This window comes from Paraglaciecola sp., assembly GCF_039942875.1.
GTDB lineage: Bacteria > Pseudomonadota > Gammaproteobacteria > Enterobacterales > Alteromonadaceae > Paraglaciecola.
Genome location: NZ_JBDVBQ010000009.1, coordinates 1 through 26561 on the forward strand (window position 1 = coordinate 1; position 26561 = coordinate 26561).

The 26561-nt window shown below is 39.7% G+C and carries 24 protein-coding genes; 5 read left to right on the forward strand and 19 right to left on the reverse strand.

Annotated features, from left to right (window positions below; translation table 11 throughout):
* Positions 1–97: 97 nt before the first annotated feature.
* Together tusB and ABJE44_RS02205 are read left to right on the forward strand one after the other, a co-directional pair.
* The gene (gene tusB / locus ABJE44_RS02200) at positions 98–382 is read left to right on the forward strand and encodes a sulfurtransferase complex subunit TusB (RefSeq protein ID WP_348113336.1); all 285 of its coding nucleotides are present in this window, start codon (positions 98–100) and stop codon (positions 380–382) included.
* Between the two features lie 5 nt (positions 383–387).
* On the forward strand, positions 388–726 hold the full coding sequence (locus tag ABJE44_RS02205) for a TusE/DsrC/DsvC family sulfur relay protein (RefSeq protein WP_348113337.1): 339 nt from the start codon (positions 388–390) through the stop codon (positions 724–726).
* A gap of 56 nt (positions 727–782) precedes the next feature.
* On the opposite strand, the gene ABJE44_RS02210 is transcribed toward ABJE44_RS02205, so the two are convergent.
* Both ABJE44_RS02210 and ABJE44_RS02215 read right to left on the reverse strand, forming a co-directional pair.
* Positions 783–1661, reverse strand: a complete 879-nt coding sequence (locus ABJE44_RS02210; protein WP_348113338.1) for an EamA family transporter — start codon at positions 1659–1661, stop codon at positions 783–785.
* A gap of 50 nt (positions 1662–1711) precedes the next feature.
* Positions 1712–3595, reverse strand: a complete 1884-nt coding sequence (locus tag ABJE44_RS02215) for a TonB-dependent receptor (protein WP_348113339.1) — start codon at positions 3593–3595, stop codon at positions 1712–1714.
* Positions 3596–3864: 269 nt separating this feature from the next.
* Between ABJE44_RS02215 and ABJE44_RS02220 the strand changes: the two genes are divergently transcribed.
* Positions 3865–4380 carry a peptide-methionine (S)-S-oxide reductase gene (locus ABJE44_RS02220; protein WP_348113462.1) on the forward strand — a complete coding sequence of 172 codons (516 nt, stop codon included), beginning with the start codon at positions 3865–3867 and terminating at the stop codon, positions 4378–4380.
* A 109-nt stretch (positions 4381–4489) separates the two neighbouring features.
* Here ABJE44_RS02220 and hemN read toward each other — a convergent pair whose 3' ends face one another.
* Complete coding sequence (gene hemN / locus ABJE44_RS02225) at positions 4490–5860, reverse strand: oxygen-independent coproporphyrinogen III oxidase (protein ID WP_348113340.1); 1371 nt, start codon at positions 5858–5860, stop codon at positions 4490–4492.
* A gap of 255 nt (positions 5861–6115) precedes the next feature.
* Positions 6116–7579: a carbon starvation CstA family protein gene (locus ABJE44_RS02230; RefSeq protein ID WP_348113342.1), complete on the reverse strand. Its 1464-nt coding sequence runs from the start codon at positions 7577–7579 to the stop codon at positions 6116–6118.
* Positions 7580–8105: 526 nt separating this feature from the next.
* Here ABJE44_RS02230 and ABJE44_RS02235 point away from each other — a divergent pair.
* Entirely contained in the window at positions 8106–10088 is a 1983-nt protein-coding gene (locus tag ABJE44_RS02235) for an alpha/beta fold hydrolase (RefSeq protein ID WP_348113343.1), read from the forward strand.
* A gap of 137 nt (positions 10089–10225) precedes the next feature.
* Here the strand turns inward: ABJE44_RS02235 and ABJE44_RS02240 are convergent, their stop codons facing one another.
* From ABJE44_RS02240 to lrp, 7 genes are all read right to left on the reverse strand, one after another.
* Positions 10226–10753 (reverse strand): hypothetical protein, encoded by a 528-nt coding sequence (locus ABJE44_RS02240; RefSeq protein ID WP_348113344.1) that lies wholly within the window; start codon positions 10751–10753, stop codon positions 10226–10228.
* A gap of 37 nt (positions 10754–10790) precedes the next feature.
* Entirely contained in the window at positions 10791–12080 is a 1290-nt protein-coding gene (gene serS / locus ABJE44_RS02245; protein WP_348113345.1) for a serine--tRNA ligase, read from the reverse strand.
* A 10-nt stretch (positions 12081–12090) separates the two neighbouring features.
* Positions 12091–12471 (reverse strand): fluoride efflux transporter CrcB, encoded by a 381-nt coding sequence (gene crcB / locus ABJE44_RS02250; protein WP_348113346.1) that lies wholly within the window; start codon positions 12469–12471, stop codon positions 12091–12093.
* Between the two features lies 1 nt (position 12472).
* Positions 12473–13822 (reverse strand): replication-associated recombination protein A, encoded by a 1350-nt coding sequence (locus tag ABJE44_RS02255; protein WP_348113347.1) that lies wholly within the window; start codon positions 13820–13822, stop codon positions 12473–12475.
* Positions 13819–14454 (reverse strand): outer membrane lipoprotein chaperone LolA, encoded by a 636-nt coding sequence (gene lolA / locus ABJE44_RS02260; RefSeq protein WP_348113348.1) that lies wholly within the window; start codon positions 14452–14454, stop codon positions 13819–13821. Before lolA ends, ABJE44_RS02255 begins: the two co-directional genes overlap by 4 nt.
* A 32-nt stretch (positions 14455–14486) precedes the next feature.
* On the reverse strand, positions 14487–16928 hold the full coding sequence (locus ABJE44_RS02265; RefSeq protein WP_348113349.1) for a DNA translocase FtsK 4TM domain-containing protein: 2442 nt from the start codon (positions 16926–16928) through the stop codon (positions 14487–14489).
* A 111-nt stretch (positions 16929–17039) separates the two neighbouring features.
* Positions 17040–17525, reverse strand: a complete 486-nt coding sequence (gene lrp / locus ABJE44_RS02270) for a leucine-responsive transcriptional regulator Lrp (RefSeq protein WP_348113350.1) — start codon at positions 17523–17525, stop codon at positions 17040–17042.
* 139 nt (positions 17526–17664) lie between these two features.
* Here lrp and ald point away from each other — a divergent pair, with 139 nt between their 5' ends.
* Positions 17665–18798 (forward strand): alanine dehydrogenase, encoded by a 1134-nt coding sequence (gene ald, locus ABJE44_RS02275; RefSeq protein ID WP_348113351.1) that lies wholly within the window; start codon positions 17665–17667, stop codon positions 18796–18798.
* Between the two features lie 5 nt (positions 18799–18803).
* Here ald and pyrF read toward each other — a convergent pair whose 3' ends face one another.
* The 8 genes from pyrF to serC form a co-directional block, all read right to left on the reverse strand.
* On the reverse strand, positions 18804–19499 hold the full coding sequence (gene pyrF / locus ABJE44_RS02280) for an orotidine-5'-phosphate decarboxylase (RefSeq protein WP_348113352.1): 696 nt from the start codon (positions 19497–19499) through the stop codon (positions 18804–18806).
* A gap of 1 nt (position 19500) precedes the next feature.
* Positions 19501–20670, reverse strand: a complete 1170-nt coding sequence (gene lapB / locus ABJE44_RS02285; protein ID WP_348113353.1) for a lipopolysaccharide assembly protein LapB — start codon at positions 20668–20670, stop codon at positions 19501–19503.
* Complete coding sequence (locus ABJE44_RS02290; RefSeq protein ID WP_348113354.1) at positions 20670–20942, reverse strand: lipopolysaccharide assembly protein LapA domain-containing protein; 273 nt, start codon at positions 20940–20942, stop codon at positions 20670–20672. Before ABJE44_RS02290 ends, lapB begins: the two co-directional genes overlap by 1 nt.
* 166 nt (positions 20943–21108) lie before the next feature.
* Positions 21109–21399, reverse strand: a complete 291-nt coding sequence (gene ihfB / locus ABJE44_RS02295; protein ID WP_133469540.1) for an integration host factor subunit beta — start codon at positions 21397–21399, stop codon at positions 21109–21111.
* Positions 21400–21504: 105 nt separating this feature from the next.
* Positions 21505–23172, reverse strand: coding sequence for a 30S ribosomal protein S1 (gene rpsA, locus ABJE44_RS02300; RefSeq protein ID WP_133469539.1), 1668 nt, complete (start codon positions 23170–23172; stop codon positions 21505–21507).
* 102 nt (positions 23173–23274) lie between these two features.
* On the reverse strand, positions 23275–23973 hold the full coding sequence (cmk, locus tag ABJE44_RS02305; protein ID WP_348113355.1) for a (d)CMP kinase: 699 nt from the start codon (positions 23971–23973) through the stop codon (positions 23275–23277).
* Between the two features lie 141 nt (positions 23974–24114).
* On the reverse strand, positions 24115–25395 hold the full coding sequence (gene aroA, locus ABJE44_RS02310) for a 3-phosphoshikimate 1-carboxyvinyltransferase (protein ID WP_348113356.1): 1281 nt from the start codon (positions 25393–25395) through the stop codon (positions 24115–24117).
* Positions 25395–26477, reverse strand: coding sequence for a 3-phosphoserine/phosphohydroxythreonine transaminase (gene serC, locus ABJE44_RS02315; protein ID WP_348113357.1), 1083 nt, complete (start codon positions 26475–26477; stop codon positions 25395–25397). The genes aroA and serC overlap by 1 nt, the downstream gene beginning before the upstream one ends.
* Positions 26478–26561 lie beyond the last annotated feature (84 nt).

A 26561-nucleotide genomic window follows, 5' to 3' on the forward strand; every position in this document is an offset into this window, starting at 1 on the left:
GAATTAAAGTGTCAGAGCTTTGTATAGACATAACTCTAATTGAGCTACATGAGTTACCTACTCTACTGGCTTGCCAACAACATGTAATGAGCTTTTAATGATCTTACATAAGCTAACAACTAGCCCTTTTAGAGACCTAAACATGCAACATTGTTTGCAACGTTTAGGTGAGAGTGACGGGGTTTTACTCACTCAAGATGCCGTGTACGCATTAATACATCAAGACATCAGAGAAAAGCTAAACGCACTTAGTGGCAAGGTATTTTTACTTGAAGAAGATGCTGACGCTCGTGGGATTGAAGCAAACGGTAACGTTGAAATTATTGATTATGAAGGCTTTGTTGAGCTTACCTTTAAATTTAACAAGGTAGTCAGTTGGTAACTTTTATGGAATATCACTTTGAATATGCTGGTAAAACCATTGCTACAGATAAAGCAGGATACTTACTAAATGTAGATGATTGGCAAGCTGAGTTAGGGCCAATACTCGCGGCAACAGAAAGTATTGAATTAACAGAACATCACTGGGAAGTCGTGAATTTTGTAAGAGGCTTTTATCTAGAGTTTAATACCAGCCCAGCTATGCGCGCCTTAGTAAAAGCTATGAAAAATGAATTTGGTGAAGAGAAAGGCAATAGTCGTTACTTGTTTAAGCTATTCCCAAAAGGGCCTGCTAAACAAGCAACCAAAATAGCCGGTTTGCCTAAACCCGCTAAATGTTTGTAATTGGATAGTCTAACTGATGTATATTCCCCCCTTTCCTTGAATAACAAAGCATACCGTTAATTAGCTTGGGGGTTTGACTTATTCTTTGCAATAACCAAAGCCACTATAATTAGCAATGAACCAATTGTGAGTCGCACTAGCTGCTCTGGTGTACCGCCACTTGCTTCACCAAAAACAAACAAAGAGGTGAACATGGCCAGTGGTACTAGTGCATTATTGAAGGTTGCTAACACCCCCACACTAGTTTGGGTTGCGCCTTTATTCCATAAGAAGAAGCTCAGCCCCGATGCAACTACTCCTAAATACACTAAAACCAACCACTGAGTGGCTGTTGCACTACTGGGGATTGGCGCTTTCTGGGAAAGTAGCAAGGTAGCTAATATAGTGAAAGCGGCCCCGCCAAAATATAAAAAGCCAAACACAGCGCTGTTGTTAATATGCGGTCGAGATAACTTCCAATCGCGATAATAAACTTGTCCAAAAGCAAAGGCCAGATTGGCTATTTGCATTAAACCAAAACCTATCCAAATTTCGTTTGAACCTATCTCATTAAATTTTATGACTGCTGCACCAAAAATAGAGAGTCCTGCAGCTAGTAAGTACCTAGGCGAAAAACTACGTTGACGTAGGTCGTTAATAGCCACGATATAAAGTGGCGTTAGCACACTAAAAAGGGCGACTAAATGAGATGGCAGAAAACGAAAAGCCGACAGATAACAGGTGTACATCACACCATATTGGATGGCTCCAATAAGGGTAAGCTGCCATTTTTCTTGCCAGTTTGTCTCACGGAGCTTTAAAAAAGGAATAAAAGCAAGTAATGCAAGTAAGAGCCGCGTGTCTGCCACTTGCAGCAAATCTAGCCCTTTGAGGGTATTACCAATCAGCCCAAAAGAAAACGCCCAAATCAAGGTCGTGATAACTAAATACAACATTTATAAAAACCTCTAATTCATTTCAGTATGGCTATGCAGTTAAGCGCATTTTACCAGTGGTAACTAACCGCAATAGAGTATTGCTCTCCCCTTCCCGGTGTACCTGGGACTTCTTCGAAGGATTCCCCCCAAGGGTTATCGGCAGCAAGTGTAATGTTTAACCCTTTAAACTGTGAAGGAGCAATATTCAATGTTAGGTGGGTAAAAAAAGCCTGATTGTCACCATTTCGTAGAATGTTTTCTTCATGTTTGCGCCACTCATTATCAACACGTACTTCAACAATATCGGTAGGGCTCCACACCGCCCCTAAGGTTAAACGGTGATCAGGATAGTTAAGAGCATAAAAACTAGCGTCAATCTCAGTAGAACCATAATCTTCTGACTTATCGAGAAACGTATAACTGGTGATGATTTTTGCGTTGTCGAAATGCTTGGTTACCAATAACTCCAATCCTAAAGTCTCTATGTCCACTGGGTTTGCGGCACGAGCAGAAGTAGAGTCTAAGTTATAGGTCCAATCGGTTAGGCCATCATCAAGACGATAAAAAATAGCAGAATCGAGGGACCAATCGTGTTTATCTAATGCCAACCCTACTTCAAAATTTTGGGTTGTTTCTCGTTCAAGATTGTAATTACTTCTAAATAAGCCACCGCTATCACTTCCACCAATGGCAGTATAACCCGACACTTGACTGGCTTGTGCATAAGATACATAAACACTTTGCAAAGAGTTATCTGAGTTAACCTTGTTCCAGGTTATATCGCCCATCAATGAAAAATCAGAGTCGTCTCGATTTGTATCGTCGAAAGCGCCGCCTAAGCGAAATGTTAGGTCTTGCCCACCTGCTAACACTAATTGATATTCAGGTAACACACTCAGCTTATAATAACTGCGCGAGGTGAAATTATTTTCAAGAGAAGTGGATTGGATTGAATCTTCAATAAACTGTGCCGAGTAATTTAAGGCAAACAGTTCAGTTTGTACATGGCGACCAGAAATAGCCACTGATTTAACATCGGTTTCATGAAAGGCTTCAAATAACGAAGGGTTTTCTCGGGAATATACATAATGGTCGTTATGACGACGGTAATAGGCAGAAACTTCAAATGTGCTGTCATTATTAACAAGAGCACCGTAACTCTGTTTGTGATTAAGTACTAAAAGCCGTGTTCTAAGATCTTCAGTTTCATTGACATTAAATGGTGTGTACAAATTTGGCCAACCAAAAAACTTTTCTTGGTAGCCAAAAAACAAATCCGTCTGCGACGCTGGCCCTGTTAATTGAATTCGAGCAGAAGTACGCCTGAAATCATGGTCACCATTTTCGATAGTACCTTCACTTTCAGATAGAGAATGTTCACCTTCAAACCCTATATTCCAATCACTATGATCATCGAAAGGAATACTAAAGCTACTGTGTATTCTCTGTAAATTAAAGCCGTTATTACCTGTGCCAATCGACACACTGCCCATGGTTTTAATGGGTTTCCAACTCCGAGAAACCGTACCCACTGAACTGTTAAAACCAAATAGAGCATTATCAACTCCAGTTAATATATTCGCGCCTGTTAGCATTTCTTGAGCAATGGGGATCTCTGCGAAATAATGTCCAGTTTGCGGGTCGAGTAAAGTGGCACTGCCCACTCTAAACCCCGTATTTTCAAAAATACCGCCACGTATTGTCACATCAGCTTGAGCCTCAGCCATATTGCGTGATTGCAAGTCAACGCGAGGGTCATATTCTAAGTTTGAAACAGGAGAATTGAAGGTCCCCACTGTTTGGGTATTAGCCGTTACTTCTCCCTCAACAATGATTTTTTCTAAATCCCGATTATCTTCATTCTTTACTTCATTGACATCACTAGCTGCCAACGAAAAAGTGGATACGCTAGATAACAAAACAGGCAATATAATTGGTACAACTCGAATCATCTAAATGGTCTCAATATTCACGGTTTGCTTTATGAAAAAGCACAGTTAATTTGAACTAGGCCAAGCGAAACAGTTTTTATGTAACCACTACTATGGATTTGCTTTAAAAAGTAGTCATTACCAAACGTAAATATCGTAAGATAGGCACTAAGGACAGTTGAAATAAAATCGTCTCTACATCAATTTTGGGCGTATATTAACGGATTAAATATTTTAGATGATAACCATTAGTAATTAAATAAGGCTGTTTATACTTGCCAACTCAGAATATGAATACTCAACAGAAAATCAGTAATATAAATATCGAACAAGAAACCATATATTTTGCTGGAGGTTGCTTGTGGGGCGTACAAGAATATATGAAGCACCTACCCGGTGTTTTAGTAACCGAAGCAGGCCGAGCAAATGGGACTAGCAATACAACGCAATGCGAATATGACGGTTATGCTGAATGTGTAAAAGTCACCTTCCGTACCAGCCAGGTTAATTTAACGGACTTGATAAGCTACTTTTTTGAAATCATTGACCCCTACAGCATCAATAAACAAGGTGAAGATGTAGGAAAAAAATATCGAACAGGTATATACAGCACCCAAGACGAACACCTAAAAATAGCGACTCACTTTATAAAATGCCGCGACGACGCAGATAAAATTGTTGTGGAGATACAAGGCCTTACTAACTACGTAAAAAGCGATGATGAACATCAAGAAAGACTCACTCGCTTTCCAAATGATTATTGCCATATACCTAAAAAAACACTACACAAATACAAGACTGATTAAGGTTTGGGCACACTAATTCGAGTGCTCAATACTATGTAAAAATGAATCTCTTGGTAGTGTTGTTAACCATTAAAATATAATTGCTATGGCCGCAATGAATGCTATTGGGTTAAATGACTCTAGAAAAGCGTTGTTGGTTGAGGTGCTTTTTCATGTAGGCATCAAAAGACATACAAATATTTCTGACTAATAATCGGGCACTCGGCGATATTTGAATATTGGTGTCACGGTTAATCAGGAGGTTGTCGCTTTCGAAGGTTTTTAGGCTATCAAGTTCTTCAGCAAAGTATTGGTCGAAATCAATTTCGAACTGCGCTGAAATTTGTTGTTTATTCACATACAAATTACACATTAATTCGCTAATCACCCTTTGCCTAATCAAATCATCTTGTCCTAGAGTTAGGCCTTTTTCTACAGCCTGTTGGCCTTCATCTATGCGTTGGTAATATTCTTTTAGCACTTTACAGTTTTGGCTGTAAATGTTGTCTACCGCACTAATAGCCGACACGCCAAATCCCAGTAAATTACAGTTTTTTAAGGTGGTATAACCTTGAAAGTTTCGATGTAATACACCTTTTTTTTGGGCAATTGCCAGTTCATCATCAGCTTTAGCAAAATGGTCCATACCAATTAATTCATAACCTTGTTGCCTTAATGTATTAATGGCCTGTTTCATCAAACTAAATTTCTCAGCTGCTTTAGGCAGCCATTCATCTTTTATTTTTCGTTGAGCAGCAAAGCGACGTGGTAAATGGGCATAGCTGAAAAGCGAGATACGATCAGCATCTAAGGTTTTAGCATCTAGTAAGGTTTGTTTAAATGACTGTTCGGTTTGATAAGGCAGTCCATAAATCAAATCGATATTAACTGAGTCAAAACCAATAGATTTAGCGCGATTTATAATTTGCTGGATAAACTCAAATGACTGAGTTCGGTTGATAGCCTGTTGCACCTTAGTATTAGTGTCTTGTACGCCAATACTGATACGCTTAAAACCTAAAGAATATAAATGGTCTATTAGCTCAAGTTCAATTTCTCTAGGATCAATCTCAATACTCATGTCCACATCATCAGCAAAGTAAAACTGCTCTTTTAATAAACTAATAATTCGTGTGAGTTGTTGTTGAGATAAATAACTAGGCGTGCCACCACCAAAATGGAGTTGGCGAATTGTTTGACTAGTACACAATCTTGCGCGGTTAATTATCTCGAGCTCTACATAATCGAGATAAATATCTGCTTTATGTTTTTGGCTGGTGACAATCTTATTACAGCCGCAGTAATAACAAAGACTATGACAAAATGGGATATGTATGTACAGCGACAAATCAGGATTAATGGAGTTTTGTATCGCTGAAACAAGATCGTTGTTGGTAAACGTATCATTAAACTCTAACGCTGTTGGGTAAGACGTATAACGTGGCCCACTAGTGTTGTATTTTCCTAATAATTTTTGATCAAAAAAGCTGCATTCAGACATTTACATTACCCATTTAACGTACCTTGAAACTACAAGTATTTTAATCTGAGAGTCTGAGTATTTAATTGATAGTCATCATATTATCTGCATTTTTTATACGCTATGTATGTCAAATTTTTGAATCTTATTTCGCACACACTAAATCAATGAAAAGTGGTTTACGCTAAAAGAAACATTAGAATGACAGACATGGGCATAAAATGAACTGACAACATATAGAACAGTCTTGCGAGCACATTTGTAAAAACTAAAATGCTATGCTTTAGCAGGCTTATGTTTGTTATGCATCAATATCAAAAGTAGCAAGCCCAAAATCACCACAACAATACCAATTGGCCAGCCATAATCAGCCGATAGATTAAAGCCAATAGCAGCGGTCATAATATATGAAATAGTTACACTGCTAGTGATAACGGCTGGAATGCTGGCGATCCAATGAAATGCCCGCCGATCAAATAAATACTTAGTGGCTAGCCATAAAACACTGGTTGATAACAACATATTTGAAAACGCGAAATAGCGCCAAATAACGGTAAAATCTAGCTTAGTCATGAAATAGGCAATAGCCAAAATGGGGACAGCAAGTAATAAACGATTACGAATACTTTGTGGAACACTAAAAGCATCAACTAAGGTTAATCGTAGTGACCTAAATGCAGTATCTCCTGAGGTAATAGGAAATACAGCCACTGCAATAATTGCCATAATGCCACCCAGAGCTCCTAAATAACTACTGGCAATATAATTAACCACTAAACCTGGACCACCACTATCAAGCATTGCCTTGAGCCCAGCATACCCTTCAGGAAAAGCAGCAATCCCTGCTAAAGCCCAAACACAAGCCACCACACCTTCACAAACCATAGCCCCGTAGTAAACTGGCCTAATGTATTTTTCATTAGTTAAACAGCGCGCCATGATAGGAGCCTGAGTTGAATGAAAGCCACTGATTGCACCGCAAGTAATAGTAATAAACAATAACGGCCAAGTGGGTAACCCATCTGGATTAGGGGCTAAAATATCGTGACTATGACTATCTTTGAAATAAGCGAGAAAGTCGCCGGCCATGGGTAAATGAGGCGCATCGACTAATAAAGCAATGGCGATTAGCGTGGTCATCACTATCATCATTAAGCCAAAAATGGGGTAAAATCGCGTAATGATTTTATCAATAGGCAACAAGGTCGCTAAAAAGTAATAGCCTAAAATCACCAATACCCAAAAGGTATTGTCAGCTAAAAAAGTATCTTGAAACACGTCAAGGTTACTTAACAAACCAGCTGGGCTCATAATGAAGACCACGCCAACAAAGAACAACAGCATGGCAGTAAACAACAACATAAAGCCTTTAAAAACAATATTATAATAGTGGCCAGCTATTTCGGGTAAGCTCTTACCATCTTCTTTAATGCTCATTACACCCGAGAAAAAATCGTGAACAGCGCCACCCAAAACATTGCCAATCACTATCCAAACCAAGGCCACTGGGCCATAAAGCGCTCCCAATATCGGTCCAAAAATAGGGCCAACGCCAGCAATGTTTAAGAACTGAATTAAAAATGCTCTTACTGGGTGAACCGGCACATAGTCTACCCCTTCTCTGAAACGCGCTTGTGGCGTAGGAATATTTGGATCAAGGCCGGCTTGTTTTTCAACAAATGGGCTATAAAACTTATAGCCTAGGATCAGTAAGGTGATACAGATAAAAAAGATGAGCATGACTATGTTCTTCTCTAGTTAAGGAACTCATTAATGAGTGCACTTATACACTCAAATACCATTCACGAATTAAACTTTAGGGTTGTCAATCTAGGTCAAAATTCGTGCGCGATAATAACAAAATTGAACCCAACTAAAAATAATAAAACGCCAGAAACAGCAAGTTATAACAAGTCCATAAAACAATGAGGTTCTAACCAATAAGGAACAAGCCACAAGGTTAGATCGCTACCTTATATAGATACCTTTAGAAAAGTAAAGTGAATATGAATGAGAGGTTCTTCAACCTCCCTGAATCAGAAGCTCATGCAGATAACTATCTAACTATTGTAACTACTCTCCTGCCACTACCCCATGTAGTCACAGATAACTCCAACCATTTCGTCAACTAAACAAGCGATTATTTTACCTCTATAACCATCGACACTTTGTTGATTTCTGTTAATCGCCTATTTAGTTTCTGATTTTTAAATGTAATATTACCTACTCAACCTCATCATGTTTTTTCAAGGATAACGAAACAATAATGAAAAAAAGGCATTCATTTCTATTTTTACTAATAGCTACATTATTCTTCTATTCTGGCTCTAGTTTCAGTACCTCACTCACTATTCAAGACTTTGTCACTCCTCCTACTATTCTTAACGCCAGTATTTCTCCAAATGGCAAATATGTAGCAAGTACAATGAATAAGGGTGACGCTCGTTTAATCGTTGTTTACGACATAGACCAGCAGAAAGTAGTCGGGTCCTTTGGCGATCATATCATTAGGCCATATCACGTAAGTTGGGCCAATAACCAGAGACTACTGGTGAATTATTTGGTACCACATGGAGCGGATAGACTAAGGAAAAGAGCTAAAACAGAACAAAATTTTGATTTAAACCAGTACTATATGTACTCAAGGCTGGTTTCCACAAATATCGATGGTACTGAAAGCGTTGGGTTATTTAACGATCAAAGGGCAGCAAAAGATAACAAGAATCTAGTTTCAATTACAGATTACTTACTTAACGATGATGCGCATGTATTAATGTCTGCGAATATAAAAACTAGGCTAACCCTTTTCAAACTCAATATTAATACTGGAAAATCCACAAAAATAGTCAAAGGTGGACGTTTCACCATAGGCTTTATCAATGACTCAGAGGCGAATTTAACCTATAGATATGATTACAAAAGAGTCGCAAAAACTATCGAAATATTTCGATTTAATGCAGCGGAAGATGATTGGACATTAATAGACACCATTTACTTTGATGAAGACGACCAAAGTAAGAATAACATCGAATTTAAAGATCTAGTGGGTGTGAGAGATCAGCATCTTATCTATAGAAGGTTGAATAAAGAAACTGGTTATCACGAGCTAATGTCCGTTAATGAAACGGAAACAAAAGTATTAGTAAGTGTTCCAGACACAGATATAGTAGGCGTCATCACTGAAGGATTTAGCAACAATGTAATCGGTTATAATACAGTCAAGGACGTATACCGTTCACATTATTTTGATGCAGATAGCCAAAAAGCCTACGATAAAATTTCTACTAATTACCCGTCAGAAAACTTTCTTTTTACTAGCTTAGCCACAAATGGAACAAGAGCTTTGCTTGTTTCATGGGGAGCTGATAACCCACTTACCTACTCGCTATACGACTTAAAAACAAATAAGACATCTCACTTTAGCTACCCATATAAAACCTTACCTCAAGCTAAATTAGCAAGTGGCCAAACTATCCATTACAACACCCGAGACGGGCAGAGAATAACAGCCTATCTTTACCTCCCCGCTGATTTTGACGGCAGCAAACCTTATCCTGCAGTAGTGATACCCCATGGTGGCCCGCAATATAGGGATAAACTAGATTATGATGCATTTATTCAGTTTATTGCCACAAGAGGTTACGTTGTCATTAAACCAAACTTCAGAGGCTCGTCAGGCTATGGAATGGCATTTCAAGAAGCAGGATATAAACAATGGGGCAAACTAATGCAAGATGACGTTGAAGACGCAGTGCACTATTTAGTTGATAAAAACATTATCAATAAACAGCAAGTGTGCATTGCTGGAGCGTCGTATGGTGGCTATGTAGCATTAATGGCAACGGCAAAAACACCAGACCTATATAAATGTGCAATCAGTATAAATGGATTATCTAACTTGCCAGACCTTGTGGAGTATGAACTTGACAGAAAAAACACAAACGTCAGAAAAGACTTTGTTAGAACGTCAATTGGCGACCCCAAACTTGATAGAGACTTATTAGAAAACAACTCACCAGAATTATTAACAGAGAAAATCAATGTACCAATATTATTGATTTATGGTGATGAAGATAAAGTTGTACCCTACTCTCAATCCAAACAAATGTATAAAGCACTCACTAAGATCAAAAAACCGGTGCAAATAGTCAGATTAGAAGACACAGGCCACAACCCCTTCAATAACAAAGAAACAAGACGCAAAGTATTCGAAGAAATGGAAACATTTTTATCTGAGTATATAGAGTAAATGTAATTTTAAGAGCTCAAAAAGTAAATCGAGCAGCAAGGACGCTGTTTTAAACTCACAATAGATTGCGATTAGCTTAGTGAATAAGTAAACAAAGTAGACTCAGATGTAGTAGCTCAGATTTTCTGACAACATTTTTATTGTAAAAAGCGCTCTTCATCGTTGATTTCACAATTATCTACTGAAGTCGTCTTATTACCTTTATCGAGAAGCCAACATTCTTCATAGATTGAGCAATAACAAAGTTCAACTGTCACAGAGCTCATAGACGTTTTGAACATCTGCTGCTGCTCTTGACTACTGGTTTCGTGCACTGCTATTGCAGGAATAATTTCGTTGCTGGGCAGTGTCATACCACCTACATGTGACTGAACCGTTTTAGTTGGAAAGTTGCGGATATCTCTCCAATATTTAACATACTTTTCCCCGTCATTGATTTTTGCATACTTGATCAATGCAGGTCCAGTACCTCTATTAGAAACGTGAAAACTGGGTCTTGGAAAAGAACTTCCATACATAACCAACTTAGGCCAAACCGAAGCTCTTGCATATTCCCTATCAATATAGGCCGAATAAATACCTACAACGGTAGTCACCAAACTAATAAATAGTGCTGAAAACGCCACTATCATTTCGGGTTTTTTATACCATTTAGAGTTAGGCATTTATTCGTCCTTTTAACTTATGCGAACTATTAAGCTCTTATCCTATTTTCTGCAACCCGCCCATATACGGCTGCAACACTGTTGGTACATTCACTGAGCCATCAGCTTGTTGATAGTTCTCTAAAATAGCCACTAAGGTACGCCCTACGGCTAAGCCAGACCCATTTAAAGTATGTAATAGCTCGGGTTTATTACCTTGTGCACCTCTGAATCTTGCTTGCATTCTACGGGCTTGAAAATCTAGCATGTTTGAACATGAAGAGATTTCTCGGTACGTGTCTTGGGCTGGCAACCAAACTTCTAAGTCATAGGTTTTACAGGCACCAAAGCCCATATCGCCAGTACATAACAACATTTTACGGTAAGGCAATTCTAATAACTGCAACACTTTTTCAGCTTGGCTTGTAAGCTCTTCTAAGGCATCAAACGAGGTACTTGGCTCTACGAGTTGGACTAACTCAACCTTCTCAAATTGATGTAAACGAATTAAACCACGGGTATCACGGCCGTACGAACCAGCTTCACTCCGGAAACATGGCGTAAAGGCAGTCATTTTTAAAGGCAATTCTTTTGCAGCATAAATTTCGTCACGGGCAATATTAGCAAGTGGTACTTCAGACGTAGGAATAAGAGATAAGCCCTGTCCTTCTTCTGTAGCTGGTTTGGTATGAAATGCATCACCCATAAACTTAGGAAACTGCCCCGTGCCAGTCATGCTTTCTGCATTAACCAATAACGGCACGTTGGTTTCTTCGTAGCCGTGTTCTTGGGTATGAAGGTCTAACATAAACTGAGCAATAGCTCGGTTAAGACGAGCGACTTGACCACGCATCACAACAAAACGTGAACCCGCTAACTTAGAGCCTGCGTCAAAATCGACACCTTTATTTAAACCTGCCCCTACATCAACGTGATCTTTTATTTCAAAATCAAATTCACGAGGTGTTCCCCATTTACTGACTTCAACGTTATCGTCTTCGTCTTTACCTTCTGGTACAGAGTCGTCTGGTAAGTTAGGAATGCCAGATGCCAAAGTTTGAATTTCTTCTAATAACTCAGATAACTCTACCTTTGCAGAGTCGAGTTCTGCACCTAATTTACCCACTTCAGCGAGTAATGGCTGAATGTCTTCACCGGATGCTTTGGCTTTACCAATTGATTTAGAACGCACGTTACGTTCATTTTGTAATTCTTGGGTTTTAATCTGTAGTGATTTACGCTTTTCTTCTAAAGCAGAAAAGGTATCAACATCTAATGTGTACCCTCTTCTTTTTAGTTTATCTGCTGCTTCTTGAATGTCGCCACGTAAATATTTTGGATCTAACATCTTGTTTTATTTAACCTTTAACTATTTGAGAGCCTACCCATGCTGCGAATAAACAGCACAGAATATTTAATGTTATGTTAAGTGCTGCTTTCAACCATAAGCCTTGTTGAAAGAGAACTATTGTGTCTACGGAAAAAGTGGAGAATGTGGTAAGCGCCCCCAAAAAACCAATTCCTATTGTTGTTCGTAATAATGTGGTTTCTAGATGTCCATGCTCGAACAATGAATACAAAAAACCTAATAAAAAAGAACCGACAACATTGACCAGAAGTGTACCAAAAGGAAAGCCTTTACCAAACCATTGAAACATCAGTTGAGTCAGAAAATAACGTAAACATGCTCCCGTTGCGCCACCTAGGGCAATAAATATGTAAATGGTGGTGCTTTGCATGTTATTTGTACCTATGTTGGGTGCTTGATGCGTCTAAATTTTTTAAGAAATTTAATTTTTCTTGAAGCTTTTTCTCTAAACCACGATTAGTCGGTTGATAGTATTGAGTTTGCTGTTTTTGCTCAGGAAAATAATTTTCTCCGGCTGCATAACCGTTGGGCTCATCATGGGCATAACGATATTCTTGACCATATCCTAAATCTTTCATTAACGCTGTTGGTGCGTTTCTTAGATGCTCTGGCACTGGGTAATCAGGGTTGTCTTTGGCATCTCGCACTGCTGCTTTAAAAGCAACATATACCGCATTACTTTTAGCGGCACTGGCACAATAAATTGTGGCTTGAGCAATCGCTCTCTCGCCCTCTGCTGGCCCTACACGGTGGAAAATATCCCACGCATTCAAACAAATTTCCATGGCTCTTGGGTCAGCATTGCCAATATCTTCTGTAGCAATGGCGAGTAAACGTCTTGCTACATACAATGGGTCGCAACCAGCTGTTAGCATTCGTGCGTACCAATATAAGGCAGCATCTGGGGCTGAGCCTCTGACTGATTTATGAAAAGCAGAGATTAAATCGTAAAATTGGTCACCATTTTTATCATATTGTGCCACTCGCTCGCCTACAGCAAGTTTTACCATTTCTACAGTTAATTCGTGACAATGCGCCGGCAAAAAGTCTGCGCTCAACTCAAGGTAATTTAATAATCTACGGGCATCACCGCCTGATAAATCAATTAATACAGACTTGGCGTTATGTTCAACTTGAATACCTAACCTACCTAAACCACGGTCTGCATCTGTCAATGCTCGATTTAACACTTCTTCTAGATCGGTTTCGTTAAGGCTTTTTAAAACATACACCCTAGCCCTAGAAAGCAAAGCATTGTTTAATTCAAAGGAGGGGTTTTCGGTAGTCGCACCCACAAAGGTAACAGTACCATCCTCAATATAGGGTAAAAAAGCATCTTGTTGGCTTTTATTAAAACGATGCACTTCATCTACAAATAAAATGGTTCTTTGTTTGTGTTGTGAAGCGAACAGTTTAGCGTTATCGATAGCTTGACGTATGTCTTTGACACCACTACTTACTGCCGATAAACGCTCAATATGGGCGTTGCAGTGGGACGCGACTAATTCAGCTAATGTCGTTTTACCTGTACCTGGTGGGCCCCATAAGATCATAGAGTGGCACTGGCCACGCAATAGCGATGCACGTAAAGGTTTGTCTGGCCCAATGATATGCTGTTGCCCGAAGTATTGTTCAATTGAACTGGGGCGCATACGGGCAGCTAAGGGAACAAAGTCCTCAGTATCTGCTTGGCTGTCTGAAAAATCGAACTCACCTGTCATGGATTACGTTGGTCATCTAATTCGTATCCCATAGGCAAGCTAAAAGAAAACATGGATTGCAAAATATCTTTATTTTGTTGAATATCTGAAAAAGTCAAACGACTAGTTTGTTGCTGAGTATCTCGGGTTTCTAAACCTAATAATTTATCTCCTTTAAAAAACAAACGTAGTACTTCAATGCTGCCATTTGCAGAAATAGGTTCAATAATAAATTGCTCAGCAGCGATTGCTACATTGTAGTCTTGCCACTTTTTGCTATAGGGGTCTGTTAATAAAATAAGGGGGTTATTTTCGATTGCCGAATTTTGGTCATAAGCAACCACTTGCTCCATAAAAGAGTCTATATTCCACAAAGTATCACCATCTGCTAACAATATGCTTTCATTAGGTTCTAATAATTCCCAATAAAGCTTATTTGGTTGGCTCATCACAATTTTACCTTGGGCTTCCTGTAGTACCGCGCCTTCGGAGTCTGTAACGGTTTGGGTAAACTTGGCTTGATAAGTTCGCAAATTATACAGTTTGTCTTTTAACTGTTGTTTCACATTACTCGCACTATCTTGAGCAAACACATGGCTAGCCAAGCATAAACTGGTGATAAGTAATCCAGTAAAAATTATAGATTTTTTCATAGTTATATTTCTCGAATATCTAAAAGTGGCTCTTAATCTCTTGGAGCAGGTGAAGCTAACACTTCCCTATTACCGTTATGGCCGGGTGCAGATACGACGCCACTTTGTTCCATTTGTTCAACTAAACGCGCTGCGCGATTGTAACCAATTCTGAATTTACGCTGCACACTAGACACTGAAGCTCGACGGGTTTCTGTTATAAACGCCACGGCTTCGTCATAAAACGCATCAAACTCTTGGTCTTCACCCTCTGGTTGTTCTCCAGGAAGGAGTATTTCAGCGCTAGCGTCTCCATTGAGGATTTCATCAATATATTGGGGGGCACCACGCTTTTTCCAATCAGCGACAACCGCGTGCACTTCATGATCATCCACAAACGCGCCATGAACACGAGTAGGTACGCCCGTTCCCGGTGGTAAATACAACATATCACCCGAGCCTAATAAGGCTTCAGCGCCTTGTTGGTCGAGTATTGTTCTGGAGTCAATTTTTGAAGATACCTGAAACGCAATACGGGTCGGGATATTCGCTTTAATCAAACCTGTGATAACGTCTACCGATGGTCTTTGAGTTGCCAGTATTAAATGTATGCCAGCCGCCCTCGCCTTTTGGGCAATACGGGCAATTAACTCTTCAACCTTTTTACCCACTATCATCATCATGTCGGCAAATTCGTCAACTACCACCACAATCGCCGGTAACTTTTCTAAAAATGGCGCTTCGGTTTCCATACTTTCTTCTGACTTCCAAAGAGGATCACGAATCGGCTCACCATCTTCTATGGCTTTGAGTATTTTAGCATTACAGCCTTTTAGGTTTCTAACACCTAAGGCTGACATTAATTTATATCTACGCTCCATTTCACCCACACACCAGCGAAGCGCATTAGCCGCTTCTTTCATATCGGTCACGACTTCAGCTAACAGGTGTGGAATCCCCTCATACACTGATAACTCAAGCATCTTAGGATCAATCATAATTAAGCGAACATCTTCTGGCGTCGACTTATAAAGTAAGCTCAAAATCATCACGTTTACGCCCACAGACTTACCCGAACCTGTAGTACCCGCCACTAACAAGTGAGGCATTTTTGCCAAATCAACAAACACAGGTTTGCCAGAAATATCGGCACCTAACACCATAGTTAAGGCAGATTCTGACGACTGGAATACATCATCGGTAATCACTTCACTTAAGCGCACCATGTCGCGCTTTTTATTGGGGAGTTCTAGGCCAATTACTGACTTACCGGGGATAACCTCAACAACTCGTACTGATATGGCCGACATAGAGCGGGCTAAATCTTTAGATAAAGTGGTAATTTTACTGACTTTCACGCCGGGTGCGAGTTCCATTTCAAAGCGGGTAATGACAGGACCGGGGTACACTCCGACTACTCGAGCTTCGATATTAAAATCGGCTAATTTGCTTTCTAATAGGCGAGAAACGATTTCAAGCTCTTCTGGCGTAATAGGATTCTTAACCTTATCTGCCCGTTCAAGCAGGTCAAAAGACGGCATAGGCCCTTGAGCTTCACCATTTTCATCAGGCTCAGGTACGTGAACAGCCGTGGCTGTGACTATGCCACCAGAACCCGCTGCTGGTTCGAATTTTGGTTCTTTATGCGCTTTAGGTTCACTACGAGATTTAGTGATTTTTTTCTTTAACTCACTAAAAGATACAGGTGACTTAGATTTGTCTTCTGGCTCTTCCAAAATACTTTGCGGAACGGCTGGCTCAGGGCTTGACTCTTCAGAAACTGTAGCAAAAGGGTTTTCGTGCACAGTTGAAGGCTCTTCTCCCCAAAAATCGCTTTCTGTATTTTCTAAAGCGGGATGTTTTTTCTCAGGGCGCTTAAAGGTCAATAAGGGGATGGAAGATTGCTTTAATTTAGCAGGAGTGTGGTAGATATAGCGGCTAATAAAAAGCGTTATCTCACCCAATTTATCAACAATAAACAACCATGAAATACCGCTCAACAAGGTGAAGCCTGTGCAAAAAAAACATAGAAGTAAAAGAGTTGTACCCACTACACTGAAGTACGGGATTAAAGACGAGCTAAGAATATCTCCCACCATACCACCAGAGGTATAGGTATGAATGTCTGCTGCATTCATACTAAGCAGGCCAGTGACACCTAAAACCAATAAAATGGCACCGATTAATCGCAAAGCGATGGTGAGATAATCTATTTCAAATAGAGTTTTAGTTTGCTGAAACAAAAACCAACCTAAAAATGCACAACAAAAAGGTAAACAATAAGCAAAAGAGCCTAAAGTAAAAAACAAGATATCAGCGAACCAAGCGCCTATAGGCCCAACCCAATTGTTAACATCGTTTTGTAAACCTGCCTGACTCCAACTGGGATCAGCAGGATGAAACGAGGCCATGGCTAGTAATAGGAAAAATGCAAAGACACAGCTTACAATCATGCCCACTTCCATAACTCTTTGAATGCCACTCAGTCTTGCCATAGGTTTTATTTCGTTACTTTTATGAAGAAATTAATGCTGTATAAGATACCAGTGTCGTTGTAAAAATCCTAGTTTAGAAGGTTTCTTCGCTTAGTAATTAAACGATTAAAATCAACGAAGACTAATTTTCACTTGGGTAGACTCTTTAACCTCTTCCATCACCACATAAGTTCGAGATTCACTCACCCCAGGTAAACGTAATAAAGTGTCACCTAATAGCTTTCGATAACTAGACATGTCTGCGACTCGAGCTTTGAGTAAGTAATCAAAGTTGCCTGATACAAGATGACATTCTTGAATATCATCATGTTCCTTAACCGCAGTAGAAAATTCTTCAAATATATCAACAGATGTTTTCACTAAGGTAATTTCAACAAAAACCAACATAGCTGCGCCTAGCTTATCTGGGTTAACCCTAGCGTGATAACCACTTATATAGCCTTCGCCCTCTAGTCTTTTAACCCTTTCTAAACAAGGACTTGCGCTTAACCCTACTTTATTTGCAAGTTCAGAATTAGTGATTCTGCCATTTTGTTGTAGCTCAATTAGTATATTTCTATCTATTCTATCTAAGTGTTTTGGGGTTTTGATCAACATATTTAATTTTGCTATTTAATAGTTTTACAGAATTTTATACTTTAACTAATTTTTATTCAAAACTTCTTACTGAACAAGTTCCTTTATACTAATTCCAGCGATTAACAACTAAAACCTTTAACCATATGGGAGTAATAAAATGCTGATTGGTGTACCAAAAGAAATAAAAAATCACGAATATCGTGTAGGACTCACTCCTGCTGCTGTTAAAGAGTTTGTAAATAATAACCATCAAGTCTGGGTAGAGAAAGATGCCGGTACCGGCATAGGCTTTACTGACGAGCAATATGTAACGGCTGGCGCTAAAATTATAGCGACGCCTGAAGAAATATTTGCTGATGCAGAGATGATTGTAAAGGTAAAAGAGCCACAACCAAACGAATGTAAAATGTTACGTCCAGGTCAAATCTTATATACCTACCTACATCTAGCACCCGACCCAACGCAAACTAAACTATTAGTAGAATCAGGCGCAACCTGTATTGCTTATGAAACAGTAACCGATCGTAATGGTACCCTTCCATTACTTGCTCCAATGAGTGAAGTTGCCGGAAGAATGGCTGTACAAGCTGGTGCTCATTACTTAGAGAAAGCACAAGGCGGAAGCGGTACATTATTAGGTGGCGTTCCTGGCGTAGCGCCTGGCAAAGTATTAGTAATAGGTGGCGGTGTAGTAGGTCTTAATGCAGCCAAAATGGCTATGGGCTTAGGCGCAAACGTTACCATACTTGATAGATCATTAAATCGCTTACGAGAGCTTGATGATATTTTTGAAGGTCGTCTAGCTACGGTTTATTCTACTGCTGAAGCAATCGAGTATTACTCTTCAAGGGCTGATTTAGTTGTTGGCGCGGTATTAGTGCCTGGTGCTGCTGCACCTAAATTGCTAAACCGTGAACATATTAAGAATATGAAAACAGGCTCTGTTGTAGTGGACGTAGCGATTGACCAAGGTGGCTGTTTTGAAACATCAAAAGCAACCACTCACCAAGACCCAGTTTATGTTATTGATGATGTAGTACATTATTGCGTAGCAAACATGCCAGGTGGTGTGGCTCGTACCTCAACTATGGCCCTTAACAATGCTACTTTGCATTATGGTTTAGCCTTAGCAAACAAAGGTGCAAAACAAGCCATGCTAGATGATGCACATTTACTAAATGGACTAAATGTACATCAAGGTAAAGTCACTTATAAAGCGGTAGTCGATGCTTTAGGTGCAGAACTAAACCTTGAGTACGTTGAACCTAAAACGGCGTTAGAAACACTTTAAGTGATTTAATAAATTGATTGGTTTATATCAATCAATGCTTGTAATGGGTCGGCCGCTTGTGTAATTGGTCGGCCTATTACTAAATAATCAGAACCCGCAACAATGGCATTTTTCGGTGTCATAATTCTAATTTGATCACCTTTGTCAGCTCCGACAGGACGAATCCCAGGCGTCACTAAAGTAAAGTCTTGTGCCACTTCACTTTTTAGTAAACTAGACTCTTGTGCAGAACATACCACTCCATCTAAACCACAATTATGAGTAATCTTAGCTAGATTTAATACTTGTTGTTGCGGCGATAATGTTATGCCAATCGCATTTAGCTGTTCTTGATCCATGCTGGTAAGCACTGTCACCGCGATTAAAATTGGTTTATTGGCACCATACCCCTCTAACCCTAATCTGGCTTGCTCCATCATTTTAGGGCCACCAGAAGCATGGACATTAACCATCCATACACCTAAATCAGCTGCAGCCTGACAGGCTTTAGAAACAGTATTAGGAATATCATGAAATTTTAAATCAAGAAATACATCAAACTTTTTATTAACCAAGGTTTTCACAAACTCTGGCCCAAAGTGAGTGAACATCTCTTTACCCACTTTTAGGCGGCATAACTCTGGGTTTAATTTATCAACAAATGTTTCGGCTTGTGTCAATTCTGCAAAATCTAATGCAATCACTACTTTTGGATCTTTCACGCTACTCCCCGTCTAAGCCTTTAATCGGTCTAACCACACCCCATTTTTTACAGGAAGGGCATAGCCAATGAAGTTGACTTCCTGAAAAGCCACAACTATGGCACCTGAATTTGGGTCTTTGTTTAATTTGTTCTTCTACTAATTCTTTTAACAGGCTCAAGCTATTAGTTGATTGGTCATTGTGCTGTAAATCTATATATAACCCCATCAAGGTTTTAAAGCCTTTCATTGTGGGGTGTCTTCTAAGTTGGCCTAACAACACCTCAGCGGCTTTGTCTACATCACCGTCTTTTGCCATCAATTTAACTTTAGCCAGATAAGCAGTCGCACATTGTTGCCAATACTCATCTAACACTTGATTTAGTTTCTGATCGTCATTTAACTTTTCAGCGCACTCTTCGATAAGAGGTACCGCTTCACTTAACCAGTTAATGTCACGTACAGGTACTTCTGATAGGTAATCTAAGGCTTTTTCATATTGGTTTTCTTCCATGGCTATTTCGCCTAGCATTAACCAAGGTCGAACTGCGTTTTCATCCGCTGCACTGGCTTTATGAAGACTATCTAATGCTGACTCTATCTGAGTGTCTTTCCAATCAATATTAGCCTGTTCACAATAAAAATGAGCCACTCTAGTATAAAGCTCATTACTATCACCACCCGCTCCTATCATCTTTTCTGCAAGCTCTATGGCACGTTGCCATTCTTTTGTTGTTTGATAAATATTAAACAGTTGAGTTTGAGCATTAATGAAATGGCGTTCGCTATTCAGTAATTGCAAAAATGCATTTTCGGCACGTTCTAAAAAACCGGCAAGAATATAGTCTCTGCCTAACTCATATAGAGCAGACTCTCTTTGAGAGGGAGATATTTCTTCTTTACTCACTAAGTTTTGGTGAACTCGAATAGCTCTATCAAGTTCCCCTCTGTGTCGGAAGAATTTACCCATAGCAATATGCGTTTCAACAGTATCACTGTCTAAATCTATCATTTTAATTAGGGTATCAACGGCTTTATCAGGTTCATCTGACAGTAAAAAGTTTAAGCCTTTGTAATAATGTTTAGCAAGAATACTTGATTGACGACGCTGGGATTGCCTAGCGCTATTGCGGCCCATCATCCATCCATAACCAGCTGCTACAGGTAATAGAAGGAATAGAAGCTCTAACATTACTTATCGATTACCTGTTGGCTAAGCTTTTTATTTTTACGAGTCAGTGCCGTGATTTTCCATTTCATACGAAAATAGAAATAAATAAACCCAGTAAAACACGCACCAAACCCCAACATAAAGGCAGACACTAATACTGTAGACATTTTAACTTCTGTCTCAGCCAATAAATAGTTAACCAAAACGACATGGCCATTTTGAGTACCAATAAACCCAGCGATAATTAGCATCATCAATATAAAAATGAGTAGCACTAAACCTTTAACTTTCATTTGATGCCTCCGAGATTGTTGCTAGAAGAAGTCTAATTTGGCGTATACAACATGAATTTCTAAACAATGAAATAGGTAAGCTTTGGCCAGATATCAAAATTTGTAGCTTACTCTAACAAAAACGGCACCCTAATTGGAGTGCCGTTTTTAAAAAAATACTAAAGTATCAGTTAGCTAAGCTTTCGTTAACCCTTTCTCGTAATTCTTTACCAGGTTTAAAATGGGGGACGTATTTGCCTTCCAATTCTACTGTTTCACCGGTTTTAGGATTACGGCCAACACGTGGGGCGCGATAATGTAATGAGAAACTTCCGAAACCTCTGATTTCGATACGCTCACCTTTTTGTAAGGTTTGCGCCATTTGCTCAAGCATTTCTTTTATCGACGTCTCAACATCTTTAGCTGGGACATGGCTCACTTTATCGGCTAGTCTTTCGATAAGTTCTGACTTTGTCATTGTTAAACTTTCCCTCAATCAAAAAAACTTTCAGTACCGATAATAAGCGCGTAAGCATTTTTGTCAAAACATTAATGACTAAAAATAAATTACGCGCTGACCATTTTAGTCGTTTTTAGCTGCTTTGAACGCGTCAGCGAATGCATTAGAGAAACCAACTTCTTCTTGTTGATTTACTTTATCTAGTGCTTCTTTCTCGTCAGCTTGGTCTTTTGCTTTAACAGACAAGTTAACGATACGGTTCTTACGATCAACACCCATGAACTTAGCTTCGATTTCAGAATCAACGCTAACTACTTCAGATGCATCTTCAACACGGTCACGAGACAAGTCGCCGGCACGTACATAACCTTCAACTTCTTCAGCCAACTTAACTGTTACGCCTTTAGCATCAACTGCTGTAACGGTACCAGTAACGATTGTGCCTTTCTTAGTATCAGTGATGTACTGATTAAACGGGTCTTCTTCAATTTGCTTAACGCCAAGAGAAATACGCTCACGCTCTGGGTCAACTTGTAAAACAACAGCTGAGATTTCGTCGCCTTTCTTAAAGTCACGAACGGCTTCTTCGCCAGTTTTGTTCCAAGAGATATCAGATAAGTGAACAAGTCCATCTATGCCGCCATCAAGACCAATGAAGATACCGAAGTCAGTGATAGATTTGATCTTACCAGAAACTTTGTCACCTTTACTCTGTGCTTTAGCGAACTCTTCCCAAGGGTTAGGGATACATTGCTTAAGACCAAGAGAAATACGACGACGCTCTTCATCAATTTCTAGAACCATAACTTCAACAACATCACCTAAGTTAACAACTTTAGATGGGTGGATGTTTTTGTTAGTCCAATCCATTTCTGAAACGTGAACAAGACCTTCAACACCGTCTTCGATTTCAACGAAACAACCGTAGTCAGTAAGGTTAGTTACAGCACCGCTTAATTTAGCGCCTTCAGGGTAACGGTTAGCAATTTCTTGCCAAGGATCGTTGCCCATTTGCTTCATACCTAGAGAAACACGTGATTTTTCTTTGTCGAACTTAAGTACTTTAACGTTGATTTCGTCACCAACATTAACAATTTCACTTGGGTGCTTAACACGTTTCCAAGCCATATCAGTAATGTGTAGAAGACCATCTACACCACCTAAGTCTACGAACGCACCGTAATCTGTAAGGTTCTTAACGATACCTTTAACTTCATGACCCTCTTCAAGGTTAGCAAGAAGCGTATCACGCTCTGCACTGCTTTCAGCTTCGATAACAGCACGACGAGAAACAACAACGTTATTACGTTTTGCATCTAGCTTGATTACTTTAAATTCTAATTCTTTACCTTCAAGGTGCGCAGTGTCTCTAACAGGACGTACGTCAACCAATGAACCAGGTAAGAAAGCACGAACAGTGTTAACTTCAACTGTAAAGCCACCTTTAACTTTACCGTTAATTACACCAATGATCGTTTCTTTTTCAGTGTACGCTTTTTCTAATTCTACCCAAGCTTCGTGACGTTTCGCTTTTTCGCGAGACAAGATAGTTTCACCGAAGCCATCTTCAACTGCATCCAAAGCAACATCGATAGAATCACCAACAGCAACATCAAGTCCACCATCAGCATTTCTAAATTGTTCTACAGGGATTGCACTTTCAGATTTTAATCCAGCGTCTACCAGTACGATATCTTTATCGATTGATACGATAGTACCTTTAACAATAGAGCCAGGGCGGGTTTCAAGTTCTTTTAAACTTTCTTCAAATAGATCAGCAAAATTTTCCATATAGGTTTAATTCAATTCTTTTTTAGACATCCACGTACAATCCAGTGGGCGTGGGGTTGTTATTCATAACCAAATCAATCCTTAACTTGGCGGGCTTGTACTTTATTTACTAGCAAATAGTTTTTCTTTTGTTAACTTCTGCTTAGCAAATACTTCTATCTTTTCAATCACTTGCTCCACACTCAACTTAGTTGAATCTACAACAAGTGCATCTTCAGCCGGAACTAATGGAGCGACACTGCGATTAATATCGCGGTCATCCCGAGCTCTTATGTCGGCTAAAAGGCGCGGTATGCTAACATCATGTCCCTTTGCTTTCAACTGCTTATAACGTCTATCTGCTCGCTCTTCGGCACTGGCAGTCAAAAATACTTTAACTTCGGCCTCTGGAAACACTACCGTTCCCATATCTCTGCCGTCAGCTACTAAACCTGGAGATTGTTTAAACGCCCTTTGTCTTCTTAATAACGCTTCACGTATTGATGGTAATGATGCCACTTGAGATGCTACAGCCCCTACTTCTTCGGTGCGAATAGAATCACTTACATCTTCACCTTCTAGCATGACCTTTACACCACTTTCTGTGGCATCAAACTGCACGTCTAAGCTTGACGCGAGGGGTAATAACCCCGCTTCATCTTCGCTAGGAATTTGATGATGAATAGAAGCAACCGCTAAAACACGATAAATCGCCCCACTATCAAGAAAATGCCAACCTAGTTTTTTTGCCAACAAAGTACTTGCGGTTCCTTTGCCAGCACCACTTGGCCCATCAATTGTGATGACCGGTTCTATGTACATGTGCTCTCCTGAGCCAATAAAATCGGGCGCAATTATACGGATAGCTAACAGATAAGCAATGATACTAAAGTGACAAATAATGTAATTTTTGTGACAATTTAACACAGATGTTGAGGGGCATTGCCCCTCTAGAGGTTTATACTATTGACAAATAGTGGCAAAGCGCTGGAAATAATCAGGAAAGGTTTTCGCCGTACATTTAGGATCATTGATCGTTACGGGAGTATCACTTAATGCAACCAGTGAGAAGCACATGGCTACACGGTGATCATTATAGGTATCAATGTCTGCATGGATCAGTTGCGATGGAGGTGTAATCGTTATGAAGTCTTCACCTTCGATGACCGTTGCTCCAACCTTACGAAGCTCAGTGCTCATGGCTGCTAAGCGATCAGTCTCTTTCACTCTCCAGTTATAAATATTACGAATACTGGTATCACCCTTCGCAAATAAGGCAGCAGTTGCAATTGTCATTGCTGCATCTGGTATATGATTCATATCTAAATCCACCCCATGTAACGGTGCACCCGTGACTTCTAAATACTCTTCTTGCCAATTAACTTTTGCGCCCATTTTCTCCAACACTTCTGCAAACTTAATATCGCCTTGAATACTGTTTTTACCAATACCTGTTACACGAACGGTGCCGCCTTTGATTGCACCAGCAGCTAAAAAGTACGACGCAGAAGAGGCATCACCTTCTACCATAAACTTGCCAGGAGACTGATACTGTTGTGAGCCTTTTACTACAAAAGCTTGGTAGTCTTGGTTTTTTACTTCAATTCCAAACTTAGCCATAGTGTCTAAGGTAATATCAATGTAAGGCTTAGAAACTAGCTCACCACTAATGCTGATAGTTGTGTCGTTTTCAAATAAAGGTGCACTCATTAACAAGGCAGTTAAAAATTGACTAGAGACACTACCATCTACTGTGACATTACCACCAGTTAAGGTTTTTCCTTTTATCAATAATGGAGGGTAGTCAGGATTTTTCTGATAACTGATATCAGCACCGGCCTGACGGAGGGAATCCACTAAAGCCCCTATCGGCCTTTCTTCCATTCTGGGCTCACCGGTGAGTTCGAACTCGCCCTGACTTGCAGCTAATGCTGCACATAAGGGGCGCATAGCGGTACCAGCATTTCCTAAGAACAAAGTGATAGGGTTATCTACTTTAAATGCCCCCTGATTACCTGTCACCCAACATTCAGTCTTACAATCTGATAAACGATAATTAACACCTAACTTAGTTAAGGCATTTAACATATGATGAATATCTTCACTGTCTAATAAATTCGTTAAATGCGTTTCACCTTGAGCAAGGGCCGCAAGCAGTAAAGCACGGTTAGATAAACTTTTAGAGCCAGGTACATTCACTGTACCTTGTACTTTTGTAATTGGGGATAACATCAATTGCTGCATTATTTATGTCTCCTAGCAAACTCTTGCATAAAATTAGTTAAGGTTATCACGCCTTCTAAAGGCATAGCATTATAAATACTAGCGCGCATCCCCCCAACTTTACGGTGCCCTTTCAACGCCACTAAACCAATTGCCTCAGCTTGTTCTAGAAAAACACTATCTAAGTCTGTATTGGGTAAATGAAAAGTCACATTCATCTTAGAGCGAAAGTCAGGGTGAACCTTATTGATATAAAAATCACTTTCATCAATACACTGATATAACAGCTCAGCTTTTTGGCTATTAACAACCGCTATTTTCTCTAATCCACCTTGGGCTTTTAACCACTTAAAGACTAACCCTGCTAAATACCATGAGTATGTAGGTGGCGTGTTATACATGGAATTAAATTTAGCTATAGTTTGATACTTCATAAATGAAGGAGTTTCAGCCATAGCACTATCAAGTAAATCATCTCGAACAATTACGACAGCCAACCCTGATGGTCCTATATTTTTCTGTGCGCCAGCATAGATGACGCCGAATTTCGATACATCTAGTTGCTTAGATAAGATATTTGAAGACATATCAACAACTATAGGGACATTTCCTGTTTCTGGAATGGTATTAACTTCTATGCCATCAACGGTTTCATTAGAGCAATAATGGAAATAAGCGGCGTCTTGGTTAATCATTTCAGCCGTAATACTAGGAACAACAGACAAGCCGTCTTTATGCTCTGTTTTTGCTACTAAATTGCTAGATAAATACTTATTGGCTTCATCAAATGCGTCTTGGGACCATGATCCTGTGGTTAGAAAGGCCGCTGTTTTACCCCTACCTTGCAAGTTCATTGGAACCGCAGCAAATTGCCCACGTCCACCACCATGTGCAAACAGCACTTTATAGTTGTCTGGTATAGCGAGCAAATCTCGTAAATCTTGTTCTGCTTGTTCTGCTAGGTCTATATACTCTTTACTTCTGTGACTGATCTCCATCACAGAGCGACCTAAGCCTTGCCAATCTAATAGCTCATTCTGAGCTTGTTGCATTACGTCTACTGGCAACATTGCGGGACCAGCACAAAAATTATAAATCGTCATAACCTTCCAATATAAAGGGCGTCAAAAAAAACGAGCGGCATTGGCCACTCGTTTTGTGTTTTCAATTAATGGGTATTAATACTC

Excerpts from the sequence above, each read along its gene's own strand:
- crcB (WP_348113346.1), bottom strand. The coding sequence starts at position 12,471 with ATGCAAAGCACCACCATTTACATATTTATTGCCCTAGGTGGCGCAACG.
- ABJE44_RS02220 (WP_348113462.1), top strand. The coding sequence starts at position 3,865 with ATGAATACTCAACAGAAAATCAGTAATATAAATATCGAACAAGAAACC.
- serC (WP_348113357.1), bottom strand. The coding sequence starts at position 26,477 with ATGACGATTTATAATTTTTGTGCTGGTCCCGCAATGTTGCCAGTAGAC.
- tusB (WP_348113336.1), top strand. The coding sequence starts at position 98 with ATGATCTTACATAAGCTAACAACTAGCCCTTTTAGAGACCTAAACATG.
- ihfB (WP_133469540.1), bottom strand. The coding sequence starts at position 21,399 with ATGACAAAGTCAGAACTTATCGAAAGACTAGCCGATAAAGTGAGCCAT.
- ABJE44_RS02215 (WP_348113339.1), bottom strand. The coding sequence starts at position 3,595 with ATGATTCGAGTTGTACCAATTATATTGCCTGTTTTGTTATCTAGCGTA.
- lrp (WP_348113350.1), bottom strand. The coding sequence starts at position 17,525 with ATGTTGATCAAAACCCCAAAACACTTAGATAGAATAGATAGAAATATA.
- lapB (WP_348113353.1), bottom strand. The coding sequence starts at position 20,670 with ATGTTAGAGCTTCTATTCCTTCTATTACCTGTAGCAGCTGGTTATGGA.
- ABJE44_RS02240 (WP_348113344.1), bottom strand. The coding sequence starts at position 10,753 with ATGCCTAACTCTAAATGGTATAAAAAACCCGAAATGATAGTGGCGTTT.
- ald (WP_348113351.1), top strand. The coding sequence starts at position 17,665 with ATGCTGATTGGTGTACCAAAAGAAATAAAAAATCACGAATATCGTGTA.
- ABJE44_RS02210 (WP_348113338.1), bottom strand. The coding sequence starts at position 1,661 with ATGTTGTATTTAGTTATCACGACCTTGATTTGGGCGTTTTCTTTTGGG.
- ABJE44_RS02255 (WP_348113347.1), bottom strand. The coding sequence starts at position 13,822 with ATGACAGGTGAGTTCGATTTTTCAGACAGCCAAGCAGATACTGAGGAC.
- ABJE44_RS02230 (WP_348113342.1), bottom strand. The coding sequence starts at position 7,579 with ATGCTCATCTTTTTTATCTGTATCACCTTACTGATCCTAGGCTATAAG.
- lolA (WP_348113348.1), bottom strand. The coding sequence starts at position 14,454 with ATGAAAAAATCTATAATTTTTACTGGATTACTTATCACCAGTTTATGC.
- ABJE44_RS02205 (WP_348113337.1), top strand. The coding sequence starts at position 388 with ATGGAATATCACTTTGAATATGCTGGTAAAACCATTGCTACAGATAAA.
- serS (WP_348113345.1), bottom strand. The coding sequence starts at position 12,080 with ATGTTAGATCCAAAATATTTACGTGGCGACATTCAAGAAGCAGCAGAT.
- ABJE44_RS02265 (WP_348113349.1), bottom strand. The coding sequence starts at position 16,928 with ATGGCAAGACTGAGTGGCATTCAAAGAGTTATGGAAGTGGGCATGATT.
- rpsA (WP_133469539.1), bottom strand. The coding sequence starts at position 23,172 with ATGGAAAATTTTGCTGATCTATTTGAAGAAAGTTTAAAAGAACTTGAA.
- ABJE44_RS02290 (WP_348113354.1), bottom strand. The coding sequence starts at position 20,942 with ATGAAAGTTAAAGGTTTAGTGCTACTCATTTTTATATTGATGATGCTA.
- ABJE44_RS02235 (WP_348113343.1), top strand. The coding sequence starts at position 8,106 with ATGAAAAAAAGGCATTCATTTCTATTTTTACTAATAGCTACATTATTC.
- hemN (WP_348113340.1), bottom strand. The coding sequence starts at position 5,860 with ATGTCTGAATGCAGCTTTTTTGATCAAAAATTATTAGGAAAATACAAC.
- cmk (WP_348113355.1), bottom strand. The coding sequence starts at position 23,973 with ATGTACATAGAACCGGTCATCACAATTGATGGGCCAAGTGGTGCTGGC.
- aroA (WP_348113356.1), bottom strand. The coding sequence starts at position 25,395 with ATGCAGCAATTGATGTTATCCCCAATTACAAAAGTACAAGGTACAGTG.